This window comes from Nocardia sp. NPDC060249 (assembly GCF_042728755.1).
Classification (GTDB): Bacteria; Actinomycetota; Actinomycetes; order Mycobacteriales; family Mycobacteriaceae; genus Nocardia.
In genome coordinates this window covers 19817-44173 of the sequence record NZ_JBHXAQ010000005.1, presented here as the reverse complement: position 1 = coordinate 44173, position 24357 = coordinate 19817, and the positions used below count along the sequence as shown (strand labels likewise).

Sequence of the window (24357 nt, the reverse complement as noted above, 5' to 3'; positions counted from 1 at the left end):
AAAGGCGCCTGCCCGCACCCACACAGGAAATCGGCGATCTCCTCGGAACCTTCGCCGGCGCGATCCTTGGCGCTCTGCTGGCTGTTCACAAGGACTACGGCTTCGTCGGTATCGCGATTCTGGCGTGCGCCACGGCGCCCTCGGATGTTGTCTCCGGGGTCAGCAGGGTTCGAATGATGTCGGCCCACTGTGCGAGTGCTGCGCGATCGGCCTTCTCCGAAGACTGCAGCGCCCGCGACGCCGCCAGACCGCGCAGCATGGCAACGCTCAGGTCCCGGACAGCCGGATACCGTGGGTGAGCGGCGATCTGCGGCCCGAACAGGGCATCGATGACCCGGTGCAGATCACGACCGGCGGCACGTTCGGCGATGCGTAACGCCGCGGCCAAGTCGGGATCGGTGCGCGCCGCCGACCACAGTTCGAACTCCGCCTGGGCCGGCGGTTGCGACATCGACTCGTACAGCGAAGCCAGAGCCCGTTCGATCGGATCCGCGCTCTCGCCGATCCGCGTGGCAGCGGCCTGGGTCGCCACCTCGTTCATGGCGACGAGGTTGGCGACCAGCGCTTGGGAAAGATCGCGCAACGTGGGGAAATGGTGCAGGAGAGCACCACGGCTGATCCGTGCCGATCGCTGCACGGCAACGGTGGTCAGCGCCGAATATCCGCGTTCGGCCAGTAAGGCAGTCGCCGCGTCGAGGATCCGGGCACGCGTCGCCTGCTTCTGTTCCGCGCGTGTACTCACCGCTGGATCCTCCGTTCCCTCGATCCGACGATGCACCCGACAATTTCACAGTCACCATTGACTGTCAACGACTCCATAGGTCAAGCTGCAGCGGAACCCAGCGCAGCGACCTGCGCCCGAATCCGGCCGAATTCCCGCCCACCGAGAGGGGAAATCCCTTGTCCGAGAATCCATCACACTCCGGCGAACGCCCCGCAGCCTGGTATGAGAACTGGACCGAGGCTCCGGACTCCCCCTGGCACCACCGACCCGACCCCGACTACCACCGCGAGTATTCGACACTCACCTACGAGCGTGACGGACGAATCGCCCGAATCACCTTCAACCGCCCCGACAAGGGCAACACGATCACCCCGGACACTCCCCTCGATCTCAGCCACGCGGTCGAGCGAGCCGATCTCGACCCCCGAGTGCACGTGATCCTGGTATCCGGGCGCGGCAAAGGTTTCTGTGGCGGCTACGACCTGGACATGTTCGCCGAGCGGATCTCCGACACGGATGACCGAACGGACGAGATCACCGGCACGGTGCTCGACCCGGCCGTCAACGCCGCAAACCACAACCCTTGGGGCACCTGGGATCCGATGATCGACTACGCCATGATGAGCCGCTTCAACCGTGGCTTCGCCAGCCTGTTGCATGCCGACAAGCCCACCGTCGCCAAGCTGCACGGGTTCGCCATCGCGGGCGGCACCGACATCGCCCTCTACTCCGATCAGATCATCTGCGCCGACGACACCAAGATCGGCTACCCGCCCAGCCGCACCTGGGGTATCCCGGCTGCCGGAATGTGGGCACACCGCATCGGTGACGCCCGCGCCAAACGTCTGCTCTTCACCGGCGACAGCATCAGCGGCAAACAAGCCGAGGAATGGGGGCTGGCCATCGAGTCCTGCCCAGCCGAGGAACTCGACGAGCGCACCGAGGCACTCGTCGAGCGGATCGCCCGCATGCCGGTCAACCAGCTCATGATGGCCAAGCTCGCGCTGAACTCGGCACTTCTCGCCCAGGGCGTCGCCACTTCCGGCATGGTCAGCACCGTCTTCGACGGCATCTCCCGCCACACCCGGGAGGGCTACGCGTTCCAGATGCGCTCCGCCACAGTGGGTTTTCGTGAGGCTGTGCGCGAACGCGACGAACCCTTCGGCGACTACAAGCGCGCGCAGTTCGAGCGCGACAAGTCGCAGTGACATCGAACTGAACGGACGGGCTCGCGGATCGGCCGGCCGCGGTCCCACCCGATCCGATCGCGGTGACGATATTCGTCGGGTCGTCGGCGCTGTTCGTGTGCTGCGCGGTCATTTCGGGGTCACCGGAGCATAGAATCGGCTACTCGGTCGATTCACATTTCGGAGGACGGTAACCAGGAAGGTGACCAATGTCCGTTTCTCGGAACGTTCTGGTGTTCGTCTGCACTATGGGTCTGCTGGCGGCCTGTTCATCGAACGAGACTGCGCAGGATTCCCGATCGACCTCGCCGGTGCAAGCCGCGGCCATCATGAAGATCGTCGACGATTATATGGCGGAGGCGCACCTGAAGTCGGTGATCGTGCGGGTGACAGTCGACGGGAAAGAAATCGTCACCGCAGCCAGGGGCGAGTCCATGACGGGTGTGCCGGCCACCACCGCGATGCATTTCCGCAACGGTGCCGTCGCGATCTCCTACGTGTCGACCCTATTGTTGATCCTGGCCGACGAGCGGAAACTGAACCTCGACGACAAGCTCTCGAAATACCTGCCCGCCATTCCCAACGCGGACCGGGTGAATCTGCGCCAATTAGCCCAGATGACCTCGGGCTATCACGATTTCGTCCTCGGTAACACGAAATTCGCGGAGATCGCCTACGCGGATCCGTACAAGGCGTGGACCACCCAGGAACAACTCGCTCTGGCAATCGACGACCCCCTGTGGTTCGAGCCCGGAACCAACTGGGCCTACGCCCACACCAACTATGTACTCCTCGGCCTGGTGCTGGAGAAGGTCACGGGTAAGTCGCTCGCGGATGCCCTGCAGGAGAAGGTTCTCGGCCCACTCGACCTGAAGAACACCGAGCCGAACCTCACGCCCTACATCCCCGAGCCGGTCCTGCACTCCTTCACCTCGGAACGGCGCGATTTCTTCGAATTGGCGCCCGACGTTCCGTTCTACGAGGAATCGACCTACTGGAATCCCTCGTGGACGCTCAGCCACGGTGCTGTCCAGACGAGCGACATCTACGACCTGGAACGAAGTGCCGTCGCGATCGGCAGCGGCGAATTGCTGTCCGGGGAGTCGTATCGGGCGATGACGACGACGGACCTGCGAGGGAAGACGACAGCAGTCCCCGGTTGCGTCAACTGCCGGGCGCTCGACGATTTCCAGACCTATGGTCTGGGCCTGTGGCTCACCGGCGACTGGTCCTACCAGAACCCCCTGTTCTACGGCTCTGCCGCGGTCAACGCCTACCTGCCGTCGGAGAAGATCGCGATCGCGGTTGCTGTCACCTACCAGCCCGAAGCGTTCAGCGCGTCGGGCGGCTACTCGAATGGCGGTGACGCGCTGTTCCGCAAGATCGGCGCGTACCTCGCCCCGGACGACGCCCCGCCGGTCAAGCGGGATGTTCCCTCGCAGGGCGGGTCGTAGATGGCCGACTGGGACGGCGCGGGCTACGCCCACATCAGTGGGCTCCAGCGCGCGATGGCGACGAACGCTGTGGAGTCCCTCTCGCTCGCGGGTGCCGAGCACATCCTCGACGTGGGTTGTGGCGACGGCTACGTGACACGCCTGATCGCAGCGCGGGTGCCCACTGGGTCCGTGCTCGGCATCGACCCGTCGCCGCGAATGATCGAGGCCGCCCGTACGGCCGACGACCAGCTCACGAACATCGACTTCGGAGTCGGCGATGTCACGACCATGACCTTCCCCCGCGATTTCGACCTCGTTGTCTCGTTCAACGCACTGCACTGGGTGCTCGACCAGGAGACGGCCTACCGGCACATCGCCGGGGCACTCGCACCCAGCGGGCGGGTGCTCGTACAGTATGTCTGCGGCGGGCCTCGCCCGAGCATCGAGAACGTCGCGATGGCTGTCACCGGCGATGTGCGCTGGTCGACAGCGTTCGCCGGGTTCGCGGGCCCCTTCGTGCACATCGACCCCGACACGCTGCCCTCGATCGCGGCGAGTGCCGACCTCGAGGTCACCGCACACTCCGTGACCGACCGGGAATGGGACTTCGGCTCACGCGAGGCCTTCGCCCGGTGGTGCACGGTCGGGTTCGCGGACTGGACGGCCCGCATTCCCGCCACCGCCATCTCCGCTTTCATCGACGAGGTCGTCGACCGCTACGAAGCCGTCGTCGGCCGGCCAGGACTATTCCGATTCCTGCAGCTGCGAGCCGAACTGTCGCGTACGCCGACATCACCACGCACGTCTCCGCCGAACCGTCCCGGGTCCTAGCCGGAGTTCGATTCACCCGTGCGGTCTCTTTCGGTGTGACTGTTCGATCACTCGAGTCGCTGGAGCGCGGCGGGTTCGTCGCGACCGAGCGACGGTAGCGGGTCGGTCAGTCGGCGAAGATGCCTTTCAGCATCCCGGTGGCCTGACCGACCTCGATCAGGTAGCCGTCAGGGTCGCGCAGGTAGCACCGTAGTTCGGCTTTGCGGTCCAGCGGCTCGGTCAAGAACTGCGCGCCTTTGGCGGTGACGTCGGCATAGAAAGCGGCGATGTCGGCGACCCGCACGTTGAGAAACGACGACACCACCTCGCCGGCCGTCGGCGGTGCCAGCGTGATGTCGGGCTTGTCCGGGGTGGGTCCGCCGCCGGGATTCATGATGATCCAGCTGTTGGCGACCTTGACGATGGCCGGATTTTCCGCGAGAACGACTTGGCCGCCGAGGACATCGGCGTAGAAATCGCGCGAGCGGACCACATCGCGCACGGTCAGGAAGTGGGTGAGGATCAGACCCTGTTCGGGCGCGGGGAGGTCGGGGCGACTGGTCACGAGGGCTCCTTCGGTTCGAGTTACCGTGCGCGTTCCCACTGCCGGTCTGTTGACACACTCGCTGCGCCGCAGCGCCCGCGTAACACCGATCACATAATTGGTATCTCATATGCGAATTAAAGTACGGTCGGGCCATGCAGCTCACCCGGTTCACCGACCTGGGACTACGGATCGTCATGCGACTCGCCGTGGCGGCCGACGGTGACCGCCCCGGAAGCCGGGACATCGCCGACGAATTGTCGGTGTCCTATGCCCATGCGGCGAAAGTGATCACCCGGCTCTCCGAGCTCGGCATCGTGGATGCACGACGCGGACGCGGAGGTGGCCTGGCCATCACCGAACTCGGTCACACCGCCTCGGTGGGATGGCTCGCGCGGCGCCTGGAAGGTGAGACGGAAGTGGTCGAATGCGACGGCGCCAATCCGTGCCCGCTGCGGTCGGGTTGCTTGCTGCGGTCCGCGCTGCGCCGCGCCCAGGAAGCCTTCTTCGAGTCACTGGACACTCTCACCATCGAGGACCTCACCCACGCCCCCACCCGAACAATCCTGCTCGCCCTGCCCCCATCGCCGGCAGTCCCCCACGTTTCGTCAACGATCGGAGAATGACATGCTCTCGCCCACTGCGACCGAGATGATCCGTGCCACGCTGCCCGCGGTCGGTGCTGCCATCGAGGACATCACGACGCTGTTCTACCGCAAGATGTTCGCCGCCCATCCCGAGCTCGAACGCGACCTGTTCAACCGCGGAAACCAGCAGCAGGGCGGCCAGCAGAAGGCTCTCGCCGGGGCCATCGCCGCCTTCGCGGCTCTTCAATTGGAGCCCGATCAGGCCCGTGTCGATCTGATCCTGTCCAGAATCGCCAACAAGCACGCGTCGCTGGGAATCGAGCCCGCACAGTATGCGATCGTGCACACGCACCTGTTCGAGGCCATCGTCGAGGTGCTCGGTGACGCCGTCACCCCCGAGGTCGCCGCCGCCTGGGACGAGGTGTACTGGCTCATGGCACAGACACTGATCTCGATGGAAGCCGGGCTCTACCAGGCTGCCGGTGTCGCGGTGGGCGATGTTTGGCGCCAGGTGCGTGTGCGCGACCGCCGCCACGAGTCGGCCGACACGGTCTCCTTCGTGCTCACCTCGGCAGACGGTGCATCCCTGCCGTCCTTTGCTCCGGGGCAGTATCTGTCGGTCGGTGTGCATCTTCCCGATGGTGCGCGCCAGATCCGTCAGTACAGTCTGTCCTCTGCGCCGTCGCGCGACGACTGGCGCATTACCGTCAAGCGCGTCGACGCCCAGATCCTGGCGGACCGGTCGGTCATCCCCGCCGGCGAGGTGTCGAACTTCCTGTTCCACAATGTCTTCGAAGGCGACATGCTGAACGTGACCACGCCATTCGGTGACCTGGTGCTCCAGGACGACGACGCGCCGTTGCTGCTTGTCTCCGCCGGTATCGGCTGCACGCCGATGATGGGCATGCTCAGCCATCTCGCCGACACCGACGACTCCCGTCCGGTCACGGTACTGCACGCCGACCGCTCCCCCAGCAATCACGCACACCGTGCGGAGTTGACCGAACTGGTGGAACGTCTGCCGTTCGCGGTCATGCACCGCTGGTACGAAGACCTCGGCGTCCGCCGCCCCGAAGGCAGCCTCCGGCAGGGCCGCGCCGACCTCGGTGAGGTCACCATCGCACCCGGCACCCGCGCGTACTTGTGCGGTCCTCTGCCGTTCATGCTCGGCATGCGGGAGGCGCTGCTTGCCAAAGACGTGGCGCCCGAGAACATCCACTACGAGGTCTTCGGCCCGGACAGTTGGGCAGCTGCCCCGGCGTGAGCACACCACCGACTCTCGGAAAGGTCCCCCATGGCAACCATGCGCGCGGTCGCGATCGCCGTGACCTTCCTCTGGCTGGGAATGGTGTTGGCCATCTCGTTCCTGGAGGCGCCACTCAAATTCCGGGCACCCGGCGTGACAGTGCGCATCGGGCTTGGAATCGGGCGGCTCGTCTTCCGTGCCCTGAACCGCATCGAGATCGTCTGGGCCGCAACACTGGTCCTCGCTGTCATCGCCGGCGATACGCGGGCAGCGGCAGTAGCCGCCTCGCTGACCGCGGTCGCGGCGCTTATCGTGCAATTGGCAGGTGTTCGCCCCCGGCTGACGCGGCGTTCCGACCGTGTCCTGGCCGGTGAGGATGTCCCCCGTTCACACGCACATCACCTCTACATCGGGTTGGAAACCGTGAAGGTCCTCGCGCTCCTCACAGCCGGCATCCTGCTCCTCGGTCAGTAGATGCAGGGTCCATCCGCTGCGTCAACTGGCTGATTTCGTTACCTCGTCTCCAGCGACGAGGACGGCTGACAGCGCGCGGAGCGCATTGGCGCGGTTGCACAGGATCCGAGTAGTCGGGTACTCGCGCGCACAGCAGGCACTCGGACCACCATCGAGGTGTGACCTTGTCAGGCAGAGGATTCGGTCTCCCCCGGTGGACGAGAGGAGCAAACTGGCGTTGAGTTGGCAGGGCCTCAGGAGGCAGGAGTACGGACCGGCCGCGACAGAGGCCAGCCGAGTCGGCCGCACTGTTCCCTCGGGAAAGTGGCGTAGCGGGAGCGTCATTCGGCTTTGAACAAACATTCGTGGAGGGAGTCGGACATGGACCGCACACTCAAAGTGATCGCGAGCAAACCTGAGCAGGCCGCGCTCGCGCAGGACCACACCGTGACAGCCAACTACGACGCCTTCGCGCTGGTACAGGTCAACGAGGCCGAAGCTCGAGAGTTGAGTCAGCGCTACCTCGTCGAGGACATCACCGCCCAGTACGAGATCCCACTCGGACCGGCCACGACAGACTCGATCGACACCACTCTGCCTCGGATAACCGGCGCAGCCCGGCCTTCTGCCCACCCCGCCTACACGCGCACCCGGCGCCTGGACGCCGGACCGCACCACTACCTCGTCCAGTTCGTCGGTCCGATCAAGCCGCAATGGCGCTCAGAGGTCGAGAAGGCAGGTGCCTCGATCGTCGATGCCCGCTCTGGTTTCACGCTGGTTGTGCGCGCGACGGCCGAGCAAGTCGCGGCGATCGCCGCGTTGCCGCAGGTGCGCTGGGCCGGTCATCTGCCCGACCGCGCACGCCTGGACGTGACCACCGAGCCCGTGCTGCCCCGCACGAAGTTGCTCCCCGACGTCCTCACGGTCGAGTTCTTCACACCGTCCACGGCACGCGCCGCCAAGGCGAAGATCCGCAAACTCGGACTGAAGATCATCGGAGACGGCCCGGAGACGCTTATCGTCGAACTGCCCGAAGGCACCGATGCGGCTCGGCGAAAGCAACTGGCCGACCTGTCGGCTGTCCATGGTGTGCGCATGGTGCGCAACCGGCCGATCAATCGCATCAGCAACGACGTCGCCGCGACAATCATGCGCGGGACCCCGGCAACGCTGAGTGGGGTCGCTGCTCTCGACGGCGACGGCGAGACGATCGCCGTGTGCGACACCGGGTTCGACACCGGCACTACCTCCCCCGTACACCCCGACTTCGCCGGTCGCGTCAAAGCAGTCATGAGCTTTCCGATCACCTCGGAATTCGCTCCCTACATCAACAACGCCGGCGGCGACGACGGAGCGTCCGACCTCGACTCCGGCCACGGCACCCACGTCACCGGATCGGTGCTCGGCGACGGCGCCGCGAGTAGCGCGGTGCCGGGGCAACCGGCGATCCGCGGTCTGGCCACCAAAGCAAAGTTGGTGTTCCAGGCCGTCGAGCAAGCCTTGGACTGGAAGAACCCGGCGTTCGTCGCGAAGTACGGTCGCTACCTGCTCGCGGGAATTCCGGTCGACCTCGCCGACCTGTTCACACCCGCGTACAACAAAGGCGCACGCATCCACACCAATTCGTGGGGCGGCGGCGACCCCGGGGTCTACGACGACCAGTGCCGTGCCGTCGACAAGTTCATGTGGGAGCACCCATCGTTCTGCATCCTGTTCGCCGCGGGTAACGACGGCAGCGACTCCGACGGCGACGGCGAGATCAACCTCGGCTCCGTCACCTCGCCCGGCACCGCCAAGAACTGCCTGACCGTCGGGGCCAGTGAGAATCTGCGACGCTCCTTCGACAGCGAGCGCTACGGCAGCTGGTGGCCGGACGACTACCCGGCACCGCCGTACAACAGCGCTCCGATGGCCGATGACCCCGACCACGTCGTCGCCTTCTCCAGCCGTGGCCCGACCGCGGACGGGCGCATCAAACCCGACGTCGTTGCCCCGGGCACCTGGATCCTGTCGACGAAGTCGACGATGCTCAGCCCCACCGCGACAGGCTGGAAGCCGTTCCCGGGATCCTCGAAGTACTTCTATATGGGCGGCACAAGCATGGCCACGCCGCTGACCGCGGGCGCACTCGCGCTCCTGCGCCAGCACCTTCGCCGCGACCAGGGCATCGCAACGCCGTCGGGTGCCCTCCTCAAGGCCGTCGTGATCGCCGGTGCTCGCCGCCTCCCGGGCACGGCATCCGCGACCACCGTGGCCGACAACCACCAGGGCTTCGGATGCGTCGACGTCACCGGGGTCGTCGCCCCGACAGCACCGTCCACGCTGCTGGTGCGCCAAGGCAGGAAGATCTCGACGGGACAACTCCATACCCTCGAGATCGAGGTGACCTCGGCAGCTGTTCCGCTGCGGGTCGTGCTCGCCTACAGCGACTTTCCCGGTGAGACGTTGGTCAACAACCTCAATCTCGTTGTCCGGGGCCCGGACGGAGCGCCCAGGGCCGGAAACGGCGGGCAGGGCGCCGGGTTCACGATGGACTCGGCCAACAACGTCGAGGTCGTCGAAGCCGGTTCACCCGCAGTGGGTACGTGGAGGATCGATGTCATCGGCTCGAACGTCGCGCAAGGGCCCCAGCCCTACGCGCTGGCGATCCTCGGCGCGGCGACTGGCTGACTTCCCAGAACAGCCACCGCCACTGCGGGTAACTCAGTCGCCGACGTGGACGTGTGCGGCCCACCGGGTCGGCACGGCTGGATAGGCGTTCCGCATGCTGCGCAATGTCTCGGTGAGCGCGGTGGCCGCCGCGGCCGTGTCGGGCGACCGGGTGCCCTGCGCGGTAAGCGCGGCGTAGATCGCCTCGGCGGTCTGGGAGCTGTCCGCGGTATGCCACAGCGTGCCGATGACGCCGCGGAAACCCGCGAGGTGGAACGCCGACGCCAGGTTCAGCGGCTCGTCGAGCAGGGCGGGGTCGGGGCCCGCGGTGTCGCAGGCCGACAGGAACGCCAGCTGCGCTCGCGTGGTGCGCAGGTCGTGCACGAACGAGGGCACGAACATCCCGTCACTGAGGACCAGTCCACCCTGGTCGGGATGCTTCGCCGAGCTGACCGCCCGGCCGTGGCAGGCGAAATGGGCGATCGCGTGCTCGTGCAGGCCCTGCTTGATCGCATCGAAGTCAGCGGCGGCGTCGATGAGCACCGTGGAGCCGGGCAACAGGCGCGCCACCGCCTCAGCCTCGGCGCGGGCTCCCGGCAGCACTGATTCGCCGTTGCCCTCGCCGACGCCGACGATGAGCGCACTGTGCCGGACATGGTGCGGCCGGGGTGTGCTCAACGTGTCGGCGAGTGCGGTCAGCGACGGCGTGTACGAGCAGACGGCCCGGTCGAACACGGTCTGCCCCGCCCCGTCGCGGTGTCTGCCCGCCGCGTGCAGTGGCAACTGGGCCATGATGCCGATCGGGCACCACCACAGCCGCGTCGCCGTGACTCGGTCCAGCACCGGCCCGGCCGTGGTGTTCCACAGCCATTCCAGCACGGCGTGCACATCCAGCTGTGCCTGCTCACGGCGATCGAACGAGCACGCCGGGTCCTTCACATCGGCGAGCGCTGCTCGCAACCGCCTGACCTGGGAGTGGGCGGTGGTCTCGGTGATCTGCCGGAGCGGCACGGCCTCGACGGGCTCCCGATGGTCGGCGGGGACCACGAGCGCGGTGCCCTGGGCGCTGACGATCACCACGGTGTGCCCGGCTGTGCGCGTGCGCAGGACTTCGAGATTCGGCGGCACCAGTAGATCCTCGAACCCCGGCAACGTCCGCGCTTCCGCGAGCAACCGGTCCCGCCGCATCGAGAGCTGCCGGATCTGTTCGACGGCCTGTGGTCGCGGGTCCCAGTCCCGGGAGGAGATCCGGCCCTTGAACTCCACCTCGATGTGAAACGTCAGGTCGGCGTACCCGTCGGCCTTAGCCAGCTCGCGCTCGACCTCGCTGAGCTCCTCGGCCAGCGAGGGTTGTGTCCGGCGCAGTCGTGCCCAGCCCCGGCGGATACCCCACGCGTCGCCGAACAGCACGCCGCGGCACCGTTCGACCAGTTCCAGCGCTCTGTCGAGCTGACCCGCCCGCACACCGGCGTCCACCACCCGGTCTGCGAGGCCGTGCAGCTGCCGCGCCGCCTGCACCCTGTGGACCCATGACAGCCCTCGGCTGACCGTGGCGGGAATGGCGGTGATCACCCGTTCCTGCGCGTCCAGCCATGTTGCCGGGTTTGTCTCGGCGAACATCGCGGCTTGGGCCTGTTCGCAGATCATCCGATGCTGCGCGCTGGTGGCCGGGTGGCCGGAAACTGCCCGGTAGTGGGTGATCGCGAGCTCGCGCAGCCGGTCGGCACCCGGCCCGCCGAAGGTGGCGAGCGCACGAGCCGAGCGCGCGAGCGCGAAGGCACGCAACGGCCACCAGTGGTGGTCTCGAGGTGTCTGACCGACGGCTTTCTCCGCGAGCTCGAGCGAGTCGTCCAGCGCGCCGAGATCGCCGCACTGCCGGTACCGGTGGTACAGCACGCCGGCGATGGTGCTCTCGATGCGCGGCACGTCGGGGTGCTCAGGACTCACGAGCGCGAGGGCGGCCCGGTAAGCGCGTTCGGCCTCATGGAACGGTTCCGCGTGCGTAACATCGGTGCTGACTGCCTGCATCTGCACAGCACCGGCATAGTTGTAGAGCATGCCGATCCGGCGTACGTCGTCCGCCGGAATGGTGGACACCGCAGAGGCCGCCGCGTCGACAGCTGTGGTGAACATGGCGTGGTCACCGGCCTCGGCGACCTTCTCGGCCGCACTGGACAGGGTCGACCAGCGCAGCGAGAGATTCGGGTCGCCGGGCGGGGTCAGCGCGAGGGCCTGCTCTGCGACGGTGACAGCCTCCCGGCCCGCTGCGGGATTGCCGCCGACTTTGCATTGCATGATCAGCGCGGACGCGAGCGCGGAGAGCCGGAGCGCGCGCTGGTTGTCGTCTGCGGCAGGTAAGTTCAGCGCGGCGCGGGCGGCGTCGACCGCCAGCTTCGCTTCGTCGCGGGAGCCGGTCCGCATTGCGGCGGTCGTTGCGCAGTGGGCGAGCGCCTTCAGCAGCCGGGCTCGGAGCGCGTCGTCCGGCGAGGTGGTGAGCAGCGCTTCGGTCACCGCGTCGTAGGCGAGCGTGATCGCGTCGGTGTCGCCGCCGATATCCCAGAGGTCGTTGTGCGCGAAGTAGAGATCCAGCAGCGCAGCCGGCCTGTCCGGGTGGTCCAGCGGCAGGCCGACAGCGAGCACCCACGCCTCGTCACGTCGCCGCACCAGCACATCCCGGGTGACCGGCTGCCGCCGCAGACTCTCGACCAGGTCGTACTGCGCCTGCAGAGTGCGCGGATCGCGATGGCAGGTCATCAGGAATCGCGCTGTATCGGGACCGATCTCCCTGCTGGCCTCTTGCTCGAGCTGCGCGAGCGCGGACACCTTGGCTGTGTCGCCGTAGTCCCGCTCCAACGCGTCGGCGAGGTCACGGCATGCGACCAGCGCACCGGCCAGGTGGATGGGCGCTCCACCGTCGGTGTAGAGATCGAACTCGTACTGGGCGAGCTCGAGCACAACGTCGCGCCACACCGGGCGTTCCCGCAACGCCAGCCGGGCAGCGGCCCGGTAGTCGGCGACGATCTTGCCCGGTGGCAGGCCCGCGTTGTCCTGTGCTCGGGCTCGATCGACCAGTCTGCGCGCGCGTTGCGGATCGTCGCCAGGTGTGTGCGCGATCGTCCAGTTCAGCCCGTTGACGACAGTCTCGCGGTAGGTGTCGGTGCCGTCGTGCTCGTCGAGCAGGAGCAGCAATGTGGCGTGATCGGCGGTGAGCGCGGCTTTCATTCGCTCGTCGTCGAGTGCGTTCATCACCGTCGTACAAGCGTTCGCGAACAGCACCAGCGAGTCGCGATCCTGGTAGACCTCGAACTGGTCGCGTGCCCCGTTCAGCGCCCGGTATTCCGGCATGGCGATGACGCTCGCGACCGCGAGATCACCGGGCGTGCCCGCGATGGCGGCCGCGATCTCCCGGTCGACCAGCCCGGCGAACCCGCTCTGCGCCTGGAACCGGTGCCAGTGCGCTCGAGCAAGGTGCGGTAGCAGGTGCGTGGGACAGTGTGGCGGTGGCGGCAGGCCGGCGGCGAGCAGCGCGCCGACGTCGCCGCTGTACTTGAAGTTCTCGACCACCAACCGAACGTCGTCGTACATGTGGAGCCCCCGATCCCTTCGGTCCACGGTAGCGTGATCCGAATCCCTAAGCAGGAGGTTCGAATTCGGCATGGCACCTACGACCGGTCCCCGAGTCGAAGTTCTGTGCGAGCAAGCCGGAGCGGCGCTCGCCGAACGCGCTTCCCGCTACGGCGTCGCGGACGTACTGGCCAGAATCGTCGCGGCGGCCGAGCAGGGCGAGGTGTCCGCAACTGACCTCGACCTGCTCGACAGCGCCTTCGCCCAACACGGCATCGACAGCCTGACGCGGGCGCACCGCGGCTTCGAGCCATGGAGGGGACCGCGCGATGTCGCGGTCACGGCGTGGGTGTGCCCCACGAGTGCGTGCACCCGGGCCGGGATCGACGAAGGCCCGCGGTGCGGGCTCACCGGGCAGCCGATGCGCAGGATCGTTCTGTGAACGCGTTTCTCACCGAGCTCGGCAAGAACCTGGCTACCCGCTGGGCTGCCGCGCTCGCGCTGCCCGCCGCAGTGTTCGTGGCAGTCGTGGTGGTGGCGGTCGCGCTCGGGCCCTCGCACGCACTCGACTTCACCATGTTGTGGACCCGGGTGACGACGGTGTCGACCGGTCCCGCGCTGGTGTGGGCCGCCGCGGCGTTCCTCGCCGCCACCGCAGTAGTGGGGTTGACGGTTACCGCGCTCGGCGGCATCGTGATCGCCGCGTGGGCGGCCACAGACACCGGTGTCGGCAGACCGTTCGCCGCAGTGCGCCACCGTCGTTGGCGGCGTGCGACGGTCAAGGCGGACGCCGCGGTCAAGGTGGTGCTGGCCGACCGATCGGACCGCCGGGCGAAGGGCAAGGCGCAGCGAGCTGTGCTGCGACGCAACGCGATCTCCGAGATCGAGCCGGCTTGCCCCACGTGGGCCGGCGACCGGCTACGGAGCGTGGGCGACCGCGTCAGCCGTGGCACAGGACTCGACCTGACCACAACGTGGCCGCGATTGTGGCTGGTACTGCCCGACGCGGCGCGAACCGAGGTGACGACGGTCCAGGAACGGTGTGCCTCCGCCGCCCGCACCCCGGTGTGGGGCTTGGCTTATCTGGCGGTCGGTGTGTACTGGTGGCCCGCACTCGTGCCGGGAGCGTGGGCTTTGCTGGTGTCGCGCCGTCGAATCCGCCGCGCGGTGGGGGTTTACGCGGATCTCGTGGAAGCCTCGATCGACCTGTACGCCCGCGATGTCGCCAACCAGCTCGGCTTCGAGCTGACAGGCAGGTTGACCCCGGCGATCGGCGAGCAGGTGACCGAGGTGCTGCGGAAACAGCCTCAGTAGCTGGTGTCGGCCATCGTCTCGAACCGCCAGCGGGCTGCCCGTTGTGACGACTTCCGCGCATCCCCTCGGCTGCGCATTCGCCTCCGCCGCACAACGGCCGAGTCTAGAAGTCCAGTGTGATACCGAGTCGGGGACCACCCCGGCCGAGGTCTGCGCGCAGTTCTGCCTCAGTTCGGGATCCGAGGATCCTTCCTGTTTCGACGCCGTGAACAAAGATCAAGATCGTCGGCAGGGCCGTTACCCTGAATTCTTCGACAACCCTCGACCAGTCATCGAACTCCATCATTGCGAACTTCATAGCTACACAGCAGGTTTCGGCAATTTTCTCATATGCGAGCCTGGTCTTTGCCGAATTCGGGTCCCGGTGCCGATGGAACAGGACCATCAACACAGAGTCTCGCCGATTCACAACTTCATGGAAACGTACGGAGTTTTCCAATACTTCGAGAACTTTCATCGATCTCTCGGCCGTTCCGATAGACAGGACTTTGTCAAACCTAAAAACAGAACCGCAAACACCGCGCCCCTGGTTGGCCCTGAACGGATATCATCCGACGCAAGAGCTGGACTCCTCCTCAGCTCTAAGGACATCCGCCTGACTACCTTCCTGATGTTTACGAATTATCAGGGCAGCCCGAAGGTGACATATTCCCGAGACCGAGCTCACATCGAACCCGGTCAACTGACCTATCCGTTTCAATCGGTAGTCCACCGTATTCGTATGGACAAATAATTCTCGGGCGGTAACGGAACGCTGCAAGTTAGTCGACATATACACCTCGAGCGTGCGGAGCAATTCCGGATGCGCTTCCAGTACATCGACGACCGAACTCAGGTGATCGCGGGCCGCCCCTTGCCGGGTGAGTTGATATTCGAACGCCAATTCGTGCGGGCGATACACTCTGCTCGGGCCGCCGAGCCGGTGAACGATTTCGACCAGATCATGGACCCGTTCTGCAGCCCGAGGGATCTCCCCAGGGAGTGCTGACATCACCACAGCTCGCACCGGTACACGAGCAGCAACGGACAGCCCGGCGATCAATCCGTCGAGAGCCGATTCAGAGAATTCCGATGTAGGCAAAAGAAGCGTGCCACCATCGACGCTCAACAACGACAGCACCTTGCCCGCGCACCGGTTCGCGAGCTCAGCCTGCACGCGCCGCAATTTACGTCGGGCAACCACTGTGCTGTCAAGAGCGGGATCGAATTCATCCGGATGCGCCGGAAGCGCGACCGCGAGGACGTGATATCGGTCGGCGATCTTGATACCGCATTCTCTGGCCATCGTCGAGGTGCTCTGACCGCCCAGCAAGGCCGAGGTCAGCGAGTGGACAGCAGTATGATGCTCACTGACAACGGACCGCAGTTCACGAACATAGGCTGCGGACACAACCGAGGTGATCATGTTCTGAGCTTCGGACAACCGTCGGGCTACCTTGATAGTCGTGTCGTGATCGTGGCTGGTGACATCGGTGATGACGAGATCGAAGCCGAGCCTGAAACCTTCCTGCACGGCGTTGTGGATCGTGTCGATCGGGATCCCTTCCCGCGCCCAACCGGCGGCAGCGTCCTGAATCCTCTCCACACGGCCAGGAAGGTCCCGCCCATCGAGCATGCTCCGGGTCAACTCCAAGCACACTCGCGTCACGGTGGTGACATCACCGTCCAGTACCTCACCTGGCAATGTCGCACACGGCACGACGTTTTCGATGAAATGCCCCACCATCTGACGGGAGATCGTGCGTACATCCCTCAACGGGGTAGATACCGGACGGCCCGTAGCGGTCAAGAACGGCGCGATGGATTTCACGACAACCATAATTGATCCTTCCCGCTCACATCACTGAGCAAGACCTCAATCTACCGTGACATATAGATAATCTCCCGATGTTCACTTGTGAAAAAGGCAATGGCGAGCGAAGTTTCTCTGTAGCTTCGAACAAAGCCTTCGCACCGCCAGAACTCACCGCTCCGACCGACCAACGAGCGCATCGCGCGTATCGCGGGCGAAAGCAGGCTCCTGCAGAAAGCTCATGCCACACGTTTCGGTCCGAGTCGAGGATGAATTCACTGTCAATCGCTGCTGGGTGCTGCACGCTTCATCTGTCGAATTCGGGCGGCAGGGATCATCACTCCGTCGTGCTGGCGTGTGCTGCGATAATCCGCCAGCCATGCGTATCGTCGTGCAACCAGGAACGCGTGTACCGCATCCTCGCTCCGAAAGGCTCGCCGTTGACGGTCCCCTCGACGGTCCCGAGAAACCAGGTCACCCCGGCACGCCCATCGGTGAGTACGCTCAGTTCTTCTTCGACCAAGGCTGTCATCACCTGCGTCCGGGTGCGGTGAAGCTCCAGGTCATCGGACTTGGTGTATACGTCGCCGCCGAAGGTGAAGATCAACCGGTCATCCAGCAGACGATCCAGCGCCTGTACATCCCCTGCGAGTTGGGCGGCCTGCAACCGCCGCTCAGCGTCCCGTAAGTTCTCCATGCGCCTCACCCTGCCAGCCGATGTCGCACTCCCGCCACAATGTTCGCGTTCGGCTGAGACTGTCGGACGGCGTATCGGCAAGGGCCCTGCCGTCAGCATCGACCGTGTCCGGCCCCCGATAACAGACTCGATCGTCAAGCCGCTGACCCGGCGACGACGTTCCCCATGACAACCGGGTCGGTACCGAGCGGCCGAATCAGTAGACAGCAGCCCAGTATTCGTTCACCGTCCATGTCACCGCACGGAATTCGGGATGTTTCGGATCGTCGGTCACGGTGATCGTCGCGCGTGCCAGGTCGATCTTCATGCCATCGGCCACGAACTGCTGACTATTGGCGGTGAAAGTGAAGAATGCTCCTTCGAAGGGGTCCGGCCGCAGCGCCGGTGCCGCAGCCCGCATGATCCGGGTGCCGGTCCGGTCCTCGCACACGACGAATCGCTGGTCCCCGCCCACTCGGCTGCCCTGAAAGGTGGTCACCGGGTGCCCAGTGGTCTGACTGACCAGCAGCACCAGCCGTTCGGTGCCCTGACATCGGGCGAACGAATCACGGTAGCCGTAGGTGTCGGTTCCATCGGGCAATGTGCCGTCAGTCTGCGTCGGTCCGGCCGTCGTGCTGGTGCGCGGCGCGCTGGGCGAGGTCGTGGCGGTGTTCTCGCTGGAACACGCCACCATCGAACAAATCAACGCGGCCCCCGCCAGCGCCGGAAAGCCTTTCCGTGCTGAAATCACCTACGCAGACTAACAATTCGGACAAAACGCCATTCCGCCGCGCTGCCCGCGCGGCAGCGAACACGTGGACTCCCAGATCGACGCCCGGCCGAGCATCCGGGGTTACTGTGGAGTGAGGTGTCCAGGAAAGGACCGTCGCCATGTACCCGCCCGGCCCCCGACTACCCGCGATCGCGCAGACGATGCGGTATGTGCAAGCGCGGGAACGGTTCATGACCGCCACCGCTCGCCGTTACGGCGACACCTTCACCTTGCGCATGGTGCCGCCGTACGCCCGGCATCTGGTCGTGTTCACCCGCCCCGAACACGTCCGCGAGATCTTCGCCGCCTCCCCCACCGACCTGCACGCCGGCGAGAGCAACGGCATCCTGCGTCCGCTGCTCGGCGATCATTCGGTGCTCATCACCGACGAGGCCGAGCACGCTCGTGCCCGCCGCCTGCTGATGCCCGCCTTCACCGGGTCCGCTCTGACCGGTTACCGCAAGACGATCGAGCAGATCGCCGCCACCCACGTGGAAACCTGGCGGGCCGGGTCGACGGTCCGCAGCCTGGACGCGATGACCGGGATCACCCTCGATGTCATCGGTGAGGTGGTGCTCGGTGTCGCCGATCCGCGCCGCCGCGAACTACTCGGGCCACCCATGCGCCGCATTACCGATATCGCGCCACTCACCCTGCTCGGTTCCCGATACCCGGCCCTGCAAACCCGCGGACCCTGGAAGCGGTTCCACCACGACCGGGCCGGTCTGGACGCCCACCTCTACGCCGAGATCGAGCAGCGCCGCACCGGCAGCGACGGCACGGGCGCAGACGTGCTGTCGCGACTGATGGCACCGGGCGCCGGCAACGACACCCCGCTCACCCCAGACGAACTCCGCGATCAGTTGGTCACCTTGCTCGCCGCCGGGCACGAGACGACCTCGGCCGCACTGTCATGGGCGCTACGCGAACTGGCCGCCGACCCCGCCCAGCAGGACCTCGCCCGCCAGGCCGCGCTCGACGGCGACACCGTGTACCTCGAAGCGGTGATGAAGGAAGCACTGCGCTACCACTGGGTCATCGGAGGTGTCGTGCGAAAACTCACCCGCGATATGACGATCGGCGGCCACGACCTGCCCGCTGAAACCGTCGTCGCGACCTCCATCCTGCTCGCACACAAGCGGCCCGAGGCCTTCCCGGACGCGGTGTTCCGGCCCGGCCGCTTCCTCGACGGCAGCGTGGCGCCGAATACCTGGCTGCCGTTCGGCGGCGGGGTACGCCGGTGCATCGGAGCGGGTTTCGCGCTGATGGAGGGTGCGGCGGTGCTCCAGGAGATCTTGCGCCGCCACGTCCTTTCCCTGCCCGCGGCCGCGACGACGCGGGGCCGGATCCGCAACATCACGCATGTGCCGTCCGACGGGGCACCGATTCTGGTCAGCTGAAAGCGCACCATCCACAGCGAAACGCGAACTGGCTGTGACGATCAGAAGCACCGCGAGCTTCTGAGAGGTCTCGACCATAGGCGGGCGCGTCCGGGATTCGGCGACTGTTCACGATGGATTCGCTCATGAACCAGATGCTGGTCGATGCCCGCGACGGGTTGCCAACAACGGCCCTCGGGGAGTCGGCTACCCCATCCCGACCGCTTCTCGAGGTCATCGCTCCCGAGATCGAGGCGCAGCTGGCTACGGTTCTCGCAACGCTGTCACCCACCTGGGTGGCGGGCCGTCGACCTGGTCGGGCAGGCCATCCGCCCATATGTCGTCCGCCGCCCGATCGGCGCGAAACTCCTCGACGGTGTAGTGGAGGAAGGCGCCACGAACGTTCAAGACAGTCTTGAACAACGGTCGCAGTAGCGGGAGCGGCAGCGCCGATGTGGGCTCGTCGAGTCGGGCATCATTTTCGCCGCGCGGCCTGGCCGCCCAAGCGAAGTTGGTGTTCCGGGCAGTCGAACAAGCGTTGGACTGGAAGAACCCCGCGTTCAACCTCGGCTCCGTCACCTCTCCCGGCACCGCCATGAACTGCCTGACCGTCGGGGCGAGTGAGAACCTGCGGCACTCCTTCGACGGTTTCGGGGTGGTGTTGGCGCCCCGATGGATGTCGCCGCGGATACGCGACGGCAAGAATGGGTCACTGTGCCGAGGCCTCGCTACGGCCAGGGGATGGCGACCCGCGCCGCAGTCTGTTTCGATCACGGCCCGCGCCGGTAACGTTGGCAAGTGGCCAACTATGAGGAGACGACGGCGATGCCGAAAATTGTATTGTTCGGGGCAACCGGCTACACCGGACGCCTGACGGCCGAAGTCCTCACCGCACGCGGCGCTTCGCCCGTGCTCGCGGGACGCAACGGGGCTGCCCTCGCGAAGCTCGCCGACGAGCTCGGCGGCTGCCGGACCGCCGTCGCCGATGTCACCGATCCCGCGTCGGTGCGGGCCCTGCTGGGGCGCGGCGATGTCCTGGTGACGACTGTCGGGCCGTTCCTGCGCCATGGGCACCCCGCACTGGCCGCGGCGATCGCCGCGGGCGCGCACTATATCGACTCCACCGGCGAAGGCCCCTTCATCCGCACCGTGTTCGAGCACGACGATCACGCTCGTGCCGCCGGCGCGGGGCTGCTCACCGCGTTCGGGTTCGACTACGTACCGGGCAATCTCGCGGCCGGGCTGGCCTTGCGCGAGGCTCCCACCGCGGTGCGTGCCGAAATCGGCTACTTCATGGAAAGTCCCGGTACCAGCGGTGGTACCCGCGCGTCCATGGCGGGGATGTTGTTCGAACCCGGCTTCGCGCTCCGCTCCGGACAGGTGGTCACCGAGCGCACCGGCGCGCGTCTGCGTTCCTTCGATGTCGCCGGGAAAAGCCGTCCGGGAGTATCGATTCCCGGGTCGGAGCATTTCGCGCTGACTCGCTCCCATCCACACCTGCGAGAAGTCGAGGTGTACCTCGGCTTGCCGCCGATCGCGGCACAGGGGCTGCACGTCGGCTCGCGACTGACCTCGGTCGTCGCACAGGTGCCTGTCCTGAAGCGCGGACTCGACGAGGCTTTGGCTCGAACCGTCAAGGGATCAACCGGTGGCCCCGACGCCGAAGCCCGCCGCCGCACCCGCAGCTGGGTGGTCGCCGAAGCTCAGGACGCGGCAGGCAAGACATTGGCCACCGTCACCTTGAAGGGCGGCGATCCCTACGATTTCACCGCCGCGATTCTGGCTTGGGCCGCCGACACGGCGCTGGGCGGCGGTCTCCTGGGCTCCGGCGCGCTCGGCCCGGTCGACGCGTTCGGGCTGGACGCGCTGCACACCGCTGCCCGCGAGGCCGGCTGGTCGCGTCACCTGAGCTCCATCGAGCCGGACGCGACCTGACACCGGCTGCCACCTGCCGCGTGCTGCCTTCCTCGCCCATCAGGACGGCGGTTTGCCCCGGACAACGCATGTTGTCCGGATCCGTTGCAGCGCTAGGCCGCGTGGGTGAGTCGCGCGGCCGCCGCGCCGACAGTCGGTCCGGCGCTGACCAGCGTCCCCATGAACCGATCCTGTTCTCGCGCACCGCGAGTCGCCGCACGGTCGAGCCCGCCGGGCAACAGCCGGGTGACCGAACGCGCGACATTGACGGGGATGCGGATCGCCGGGTACCACGGAACGATCGCCGTCGGCAGCCCGAGCGCACGCATCGTGTGGCGGCCGAGGAAGGTCCCCGTCACCGACAGATGCTGGGCATAGGCCAGACGGCGCCGGATCGTGGGCAGCCGGTCGTAGTTCCACGACAACGGGTCTCGTGACATCGGCACTGCGAGTTGACGGGTCGACTCGTCGGGGTCGGCCAAGGCAGACAGCGTGTGCACCAGGACGCGCACACCGTCGCGGAAGGAGTGCGGCAGCCACTGTTCCTCGACACCGAGCAGCCAGCCGACGTAGCGGACCAGGTGCGCGACAGCGTCGGTTTCGGCGGGGGTGAGCAACAGACCCAGGCCCATCCCACCGATCGCCGGTGCGATGAAGGCGCCGACGAGGGTGGCCGCCATGTCCGTCTGGTTGATGGGCAGGCCCCAGTCCTCGGTCCGCCAATCCGGCATGGCAGCCACGTGCCTGCGGACGAAGGCATGGATGAGTCGCACCCGGATCGTGGACTGGTATCCCAGACCCCGCGGGGACAATCCGTCGTCGGACAGGACGTCCATCGCCCACTGCATCGTCTCGGCCCACCGCTGATTGGAGCCCTTTTCCAGCGCTCCTGTGCGCAACAGGGTCTTGTTGAAGCCGGAGAACTGGTAGCCGCCGAGCATGGCGACGTCGCGCGCGATGTACATGCCGTCGGAACCGCTGGTGAGCAGGACCTTGGCCCCGTGCACGAGTTTGTCGTGATCGACCCACGCCGGAACAGTCTCGACCGCGGTGAAGAACTCACGCAGCGCATCCGGCGCCTGCGGCACCGCGGCGATGCCGTCGGTGAGCGCTCGATCGAACAGCGGACGCATCTGCTTCGAGCCCGTGGCGACCATCCAGTCCACCAGCCGATCCATCGCGTCGTCACCGACGAGCAGGCCCTCGCCGAGATGCTGCCATTGCTCCGAGTCGGGGCTGTGCACCCCCAGCATCGCCGCGAAGCCGCCGACGAGGGGCGGGACGCGGTGGGGACGATCCGGGTGACGGGTGGGAACGGTGGTCATCGACACTCCTCGTTGAGCGCTTCATTTTGGATAACAACTGATATCCAAAGTAGGTCGACTGCTAAAGTCCTGTCAATGGCGCGCGCAGAGGTGGTCCGGTCCTACCGAGGAATCAGCGCGGCGAATCGACGTGACGAACGCGGCGACAAACTCCTCGCCGCGGGTCGCCAGATCTGGGGCGAGGCCGGCCCGAGCGAGGTCACCGTGCGCCGCGTGTGCGCCGCGTCGGGGTTGACGCCGCGCTATTTCTACGAACATTTCGCCACCCGAGACGCACTGATACTCGCCGTCGCCGAGCAGGTGAACGAGGAGCTGTTCACCACCCTCGTCGACGCGAGCCAGGCCGAGCCCGGCAGCCTGAAACGCAAACTCCTGCGGGCATTGACGACCTACCTCGACACGATCGCCGACGACCCCAGCATCCACCGCATCCTCACCAGCGATACCCACAGCGTCGCGGGGCTCGAAGAGTTGCGCTCCCGTGCCGTCGGCATCGTGACCGACCTCGTGATGCAGTACAGCGCGGAATTCCTCGACACCCCCGCAAATCCGGAGATCCGGCGTCAGGAAGCCCTGTTCGTCGTCGGCGGGATCAACCAGCTCGTAGCAACCTGGCTGAGCGACCCCCGTCGGCCGACCACCGAAGTAGCTGCCCTGTGCACCGAACTCGCACTAGCCGTGGTGAACCGAGCACCCTGACAGTCGGTGCAGTCGGACGGCTCCGCGTCCGGCGAGACGAGCGAGGCAGGCCGGCACCCCGAGGGATGCCACTTTCGGCCGGTGAATCCGCGCCCAGCTGCCTCACGATCAGTTCGACCCGCGACTCGCACGCCCAACACGGCCAGGCATCGTATTGACGCGGGTGAGGTCGCCGTCGTAATGCGCCAGGACCCGGTGGTCCATAGTGCGCCGCCACAGCACCGGCACCGACGCCAAGACGATCATCGTGGCATAGCCCGCGGGCAGCTGCGGCGCCTCGGACGCGGTGCGCAGGGTCTGATACCGGCGCCCGGGATTGGCGTGATGATCACTGTGCCGCTGCAGGTGAAACAGGAAGATGTTGGTGACAAGGCGGTCGGAGTTCCAGCTGTCGGCCGGCGAGCAGCGCGCCCAGCGACCGTTCGGCAATCGACGTCGCAGCAGGCCGTAGTGCTCGACATAGTTCACCGTCTCGAGCAGCCAGACGCCTACCACCGCCTGAACGGCGAGATAGGGCAGGACACCGGGCCCGAACGTCGCGACGAGCCCGCCGAACAACACCACTGTCATCGCCCACGACTGCAGAATATTGTTGTGCGGGCACCACCACGAACGGTGCTGGCGTCGCAGCCGGTCCCGCTCCAGTTCGAGCGCTGACCGAAACCCCCCGATCACGCTGCGGGGCAGGAATTCCCACAACGACTCACCGAACCGAGCGCTGGCCGGGTCCTGCGGCGTCGCAACCCGAGCATGATGGCCCCTGTTGTGCTCGACGTAGAAATGCCCGTACCCGGATTGGGCCAGCGCCGCCTTCGCCAGCCACCGCTCGAGCCGCTCGACCCGGTGACCGAGTTCGTGCGCGGCGTTGATACCGATACCCGCCAAGAAACCGACAGTCACGGCCAGCCCCAGCTTGTCGACGAATCGAAGCTGCGAATCGGCCCACAGGTGGCACGCGATCACCAGGGCAACGGCCTGCACCGGCAGGAACAGGTAGGTACACCACCGGTAATAGCGGTTGGCACCGAGTTCTTCGTAATCCTCGTCGCTGGGATTATGGCCGTCTTCACCGACAAGTCGATCCAGCACCGGAATCACGCACAGCACGACAATCGGTTCGATCCACCAGAAGACCGTCAACCCGGTACGCATCACCAGCTGTGAGGGCAGCAACGCGCACACCGGCGCGACCAATCCGAATACCCAGAGATACCGTTTCGGATCTGCCGTCGGCGCCAAGTACCGCTCGAGCAGGTGCCGCGTCCGTGGCTCCCGCCTCGACATCC

At 66.3% G+C, this 24357-nt stretch carries 22 protein-coding genes and 1 pseudogene; 14 read left to right on the top strand and 9 right to left on the bottom strand.

The genetic code is table 11. The features are described from left to right. Positions 1-8: 8 nt before the first annotated feature. Positions 9-89, top strand: a pseudogene (locus ACFWFP_RS19540) (hypothetical protein); the annotation flags it as partial. 5 nt (positions 90-94) lie between these two features. Here the strand turns inward: ACFWFP_RS19540 and ACFWFP_RS19535 are convergent. Next, positions 95-742, bottom strand: coding sequence for a TetR/AcrR family transcriptional regulator (locus ACFWFP_RS19535; protein WP_379296932.1), 648 nt, complete (start codon positions 740-742; stop codon positions 95-97). 158 nt (positions 743-900) lie between these two features. Between ACFWFP_RS19535 and ACFWFP_RS19530 the strand changes: the two genes are divergently transcribed. From ACFWFP_RS19530 to ACFWFP_RS19520, 3 genes are all read left to right on the top strand, one after another. Further along, on the top strand, positions 901-1932 hold the full coding sequence (locus ACFWFP_RS19530) for a crotonase/enoyl-CoA hydratase family protein (protein ID WP_379296930.1): 1032 nt from the start codon (positions 901-903) through the stop codon (positions 1930-1932). A 188-nt stretch (positions 1933-2120) separates the two neighbouring features. Next, a complete protein-coding gene (locus ACFWFP_RS19525) occupies positions 2121-3365 on the top strand; it encodes a serine hydrolase domain-containing protein (protein WP_379296928.1) in 1245 nt (414 codons plus the stop codon). Next, entirely contained in the window at positions 3366-4178 is an 813-nt protein-coding gene (locus ACFWFP_RS19520) for a class I SAM-dependent methyltransferase (protein WP_379296926.1), read from the top strand. A gap of 106 nt (positions 4179-4284) precedes the next feature. On the opposite strand, the gene ACFWFP_RS19515 is transcribed toward ACFWFP_RS19520, so the two are convergent. After that, complete coding sequence (locus ACFWFP_RS19515; protein ID WP_379296924.1) at positions 4285-4722, bottom strand: VOC family protein; 438 nt, start codon at positions 4720-4722, stop codon at positions 4285-4287. Between the two features lie 134 nt (positions 4723-4856). Here ACFWFP_RS19515 and ACFWFP_RS19510 point away from each other — a divergent pair, with 134 nt between their 5' ends. The 4 genes from ACFWFP_RS19510 to ACFWFP_RS19495 all read left to right on the top strand — a co-directional run bounded on the left by ACFWFP_RS19510 (position 4857) and on the right by ACFWFP_RS19495 (position 9657). Beyond that, complete coding sequence (locus ACFWFP_RS19510; protein ID WP_379296922.1) at positions 4857-5327, top strand: RrF2 family transcriptional regulator; 471 nt, start codon at positions 4857-4859, stop codon at positions 5325-5327. A 1-nt stretch (position 5328) separates the two neighbouring features. Next, complete coding sequence (locus tag ACFWFP_RS19505) at positions 5329-6552, top strand: globin domain-containing protein (RefSeq protein WP_379296920.1); 1224 nt, start codon at positions 5329-5331, stop codon at positions 6550-6552. Positions 6553-6582: 30 nt separating this feature from the next. Continuing rightward, the gene (locus ACFWFP_RS19500; protein WP_379296918.1) at positions 6583-7008 is read left to right on the top strand and encodes a hypothetical protein; all 426 of its coding nucleotides are present in this window, start codon (positions 6583-6585) and stop codon (positions 7006-7008) included. Between the two features lie 360 nt (positions 7009-7368). Beyond that, positions 7369-9657, top strand: coding sequence for a S8 family serine peptidase (locus tag ACFWFP_RS19495; RefSeq protein ID WP_379296916.1), 2289 nt, complete (start codon positions 7369-7371; stop codon positions 9655-9657). 33 nt (positions 9658-9690) lie between these two features. Here the strand turns inward: ACFWFP_RS19495 and ACFWFP_RS19490 are convergent, their stop codons facing one another. Further along, complete coding sequence (locus ACFWFP_RS19490; protein WP_379296914.1) at positions 9691-13221, bottom strand: CHAT domain-containing protein; 3531 nt, start codon at positions 13219-13221, stop codon at positions 9691-9693. A gap of 70 nt (positions 13222-13291) precedes the next feature. Between ACFWFP_RS19490 and ACFWFP_RS19485 the strand changes: the two genes are divergently transcribed. Continuing rightward, a complete protein-coding gene (locus ACFWFP_RS19485; protein ID WP_379296913.1) occupies positions 13292-13642 on the top strand; it encodes a hypothetical protein in 351 nt (116 codons plus the stop codon). Then, positions 13639-14514, top strand: coding sequence for a hypothetical protein (locus tag ACFWFP_RS19480; RefSeq protein WP_379296911.1), 876 nt, complete (start codon positions 13639-13641; stop codon positions 14512-14514). Before ACFWFP_RS19485 ends, ACFWFP_RS19480 begins: the two co-directional genes overlap by 4 nt. Positions 14515-14617: 103 nt before the next feature. Here ACFWFP_RS19480 and ACFWFP_RS19475 read toward each other — a convergent pair whose 3' ends face one another. From ACFWFP_RS19475 to ACFWFP_RS19460, 4 genes are all read right to left on the bottom strand, one after another. Then, positions 14618-14971: a thioredoxin domain-containing protein gene (locus ACFWFP_RS19475; RefSeq protein ID WP_379296909.1), complete on the bottom strand. Its 354-nt coding sequence runs from the start codon at positions 14969-14971 to the stop codon at positions 14618-14620. A 90-nt stretch (positions 14972-15061) separates the two neighbouring features. Next, entirely contained in the window at positions 15062-16333 is a 1272-nt protein-coding gene (locus tag ACFWFP_RS19470) for a PucR family transcriptional regulator (protein WP_379296907.1), read from the bottom strand. Positions 16334-16643: 310 nt separating this feature from the next. Further along, the gene (locus tag ACFWFP_RS19465) at positions 16644-17003 is read right to left on the bottom strand and encodes a nuclear transport factor 2 family protein (RefSeq protein WP_379296905.1); all 360 of its coding nucleotides are present in this window, start codon (positions 17001-17003) and stop codon (positions 16644-16646) included. A gap of 196 nt (positions 17004-17199) precedes the next feature. Beyond that, positions 17200-17583, bottom strand: a complete 384-nt coding sequence (locus tag ACFWFP_RS19460) for a hypothetical protein (protein WP_379296903.1) — start codon at positions 17581-17583, stop codon at positions 17200-17202. Between ACFWFP_RS19460 and ACFWFP_RS19455 the strand changes: the two genes are divergently transcribed. From ACFWFP_RS19455 to ACFWFP_RS19445, 3 genes are all read left to right on the top strand, one after another. Continuing rightward, positions 17564-17746, top strand: a complete 183-nt coding sequence (locus ACFWFP_RS19455; RefSeq protein WP_379296901.1) for a hypothetical protein — start codon at positions 17564-17566, stop codon at positions 17744-17746. The genes ACFWFP_RS19460 and ACFWFP_RS19455 overlap by 20 nt on opposite strands. 127 nt (positions 17747-17873) lie before the next feature. Next, complete coding sequence (locus ACFWFP_RS19450) at positions 17874-19154, top strand: cytochrome P450 (RefSeq protein ID WP_379296899.1); 1281 nt, start codon at positions 17874-17876, stop codon at positions 19152-19154. A gap of 804 nt (positions 19155-19958) precedes the next feature. Further along, the gene (locus tag ACFWFP_RS19445) at positions 19959-21068 is read left to right on the top strand and encodes a saccharopine dehydrogenase family protein (RefSeq protein ID WP_379296897.1); all 1110 of its coding nucleotides are present in this window, start codon (positions 19959-19961) and stop codon (positions 21066-21068) included. A 92-nt stretch (positions 21069-21160) separates the two neighbouring features. Here the strand turns inward: ACFWFP_RS19445 and ACFWFP_RS19440 are convergent, their stop codons facing one another. Beyond that, the gene (locus tag ACFWFP_RS19440) at positions 21161-22372 is read right to left on the bottom strand and encodes an oxygenase MpaB family protein (RefSeq protein ID WP_379296895.1); all 1212 of its coding nucleotides are present in this window, start codon (positions 22370-22372) and stop codon (positions 21161-21163) included. 75 nt (positions 22373-22447) lie between these two features. Between ACFWFP_RS19440 and ACFWFP_RS19435 the strand changes: the two genes are divergently transcribed. Continuing rightward, positions 22448-23071: a TetR/AcrR family transcriptional regulator gene (locus ACFWFP_RS19435; protein WP_379296893.1), complete on the top strand. Its 624-nt coding sequence runs from the start codon at positions 22448-22450 to the stop codon at positions 23069-23071. A 108-nt stretch (positions 23072-23179) separates the two neighbouring features. Here ACFWFP_RS19435 and ACFWFP_RS19430 read toward each other — a convergent pair whose 3' ends face one another. Next, complete coding sequence (locus ACFWFP_RS19430; protein WP_379296891.1) at positions 23180-24355, bottom strand: alkane 1-monooxygenase; 1176 nt, start codon at positions 24353-24355, stop codon at positions 23180-23182. Between the last annotated feature and the right edge of the window lie 2 nt (positions 24356-24357).

Bases quoted from the DNA above. Each gene is read 5' to 3' on its own strand.
- ACFWFP_RS19525 (WP_379296928.1), top strand. From the start codon at position 2,121: ATGTCCGTTTCTCGGAACGTTCTGGTGTTCGTCTGCACTATGGGTCTG.
- ACFWFP_RS19520 (WP_379296926.1), top strand. From the start codon at position 3,366: ATGGCCGACTGGGACGGCGCGGGCTACGCCCACATCAGTGGGCTCCAG.
- ACFWFP_RS19510 (WP_379296922.1), top strand. From the start codon at position 4,857: ATGCAGCTCACCCGGTTCACCGACCTGGGACTACGGATCGTCATGCGA.
- ACFWFP_RS19505 (WP_379296920.1), top strand. From the start codon at position 5,329: ATGCTCTCGCCCACTGCGACCGAGATGATCCGTGCCACGCTGCCCGCG.
- ACFWFP_RS19500 (WP_379296918.1), top strand. From the start codon at position 6,583: ATGGCAACCATGCGCGCGGTCGCGATCGCCGTGACCTTCCTCTGGCTG.
- ACFWFP_RS19495 (WP_379296916.1), top strand. From the start codon at position 7,369: ATGGACCGCACACTCAAAGTGATCGCGAGCAAACCTGAGCAGGCCGCG.
- ACFWFP_RS19490 (WP_379296914.1), bottom strand. From the start codon at position 13,221: ATGTACGACGACGTTCGGTTGGTGGTCGAGAACTTCAAGTACAGCGGC.
- ACFWFP_RS19485 (WP_379296913.1), top strand. From the start codon at position 13,292: ATGGCACCTACGACCGGTCCCCGAGTCGAAGTTCTGTGCGAGCAAGCC.
- ACFWFP_RS19475 (WP_379296909.1), bottom strand. From the start codon at position 14,971: ATGAAAGTTCTCGAAGTATTGGAAAACTCCGTACGTTTCCATGAAGTT.
- ACFWFP_RS19470 (WP_379296907.1), bottom strand. From the start codon at position 16,333: ATGGTTGTCGTGAAATCCATCGCGCCGTTCTTGACCGCTACGGGCCGT.
- ACFWFP_RS19465 (WP_379296905.1), bottom strand. From the start codon at position 17,003: ATGGAGAACTTACGGGACGCTGAGCGGCGGTTGCAGGCCGCCCAACTC.
- ACFWFP_RS19450 (WP_379296899.1), top strand. From the start codon at position 17,874: ATGTACCCGCCCGGCCCCCGACTACCCGCGATCGCGCAGACGATGCGG.
- ACFWFP_RS19445 (WP_379296897.1), top strand. From the start codon at position 19,959: ATGCCGAAAATTGTATTGTTCGGGGCAACCGGCTACACCGGACGCCTG.
- ACFWFP_RS19440 (WP_379296895.1), bottom strand. From the start codon at position 22,372: ATGACCACCGTTCCCACCCGTCACCCGGATCGTCCCCACCGCGTCCCG.
- ACFWFP_RS19435 (WP_379296893.1), top strand. From the start codon at position 22,448: ATGGCGCGCGCAGAGGTGGTCCGGTCCTACCGAGGAATCAGCGCGGCG.
- ACFWFP_RS19430 (WP_379296891.1), bottom strand. From the start codon at position 24,355: ATGTCGAGGCGGGAGCCACGGACGCGGCACCTGCTCGAGCGGTACTTG.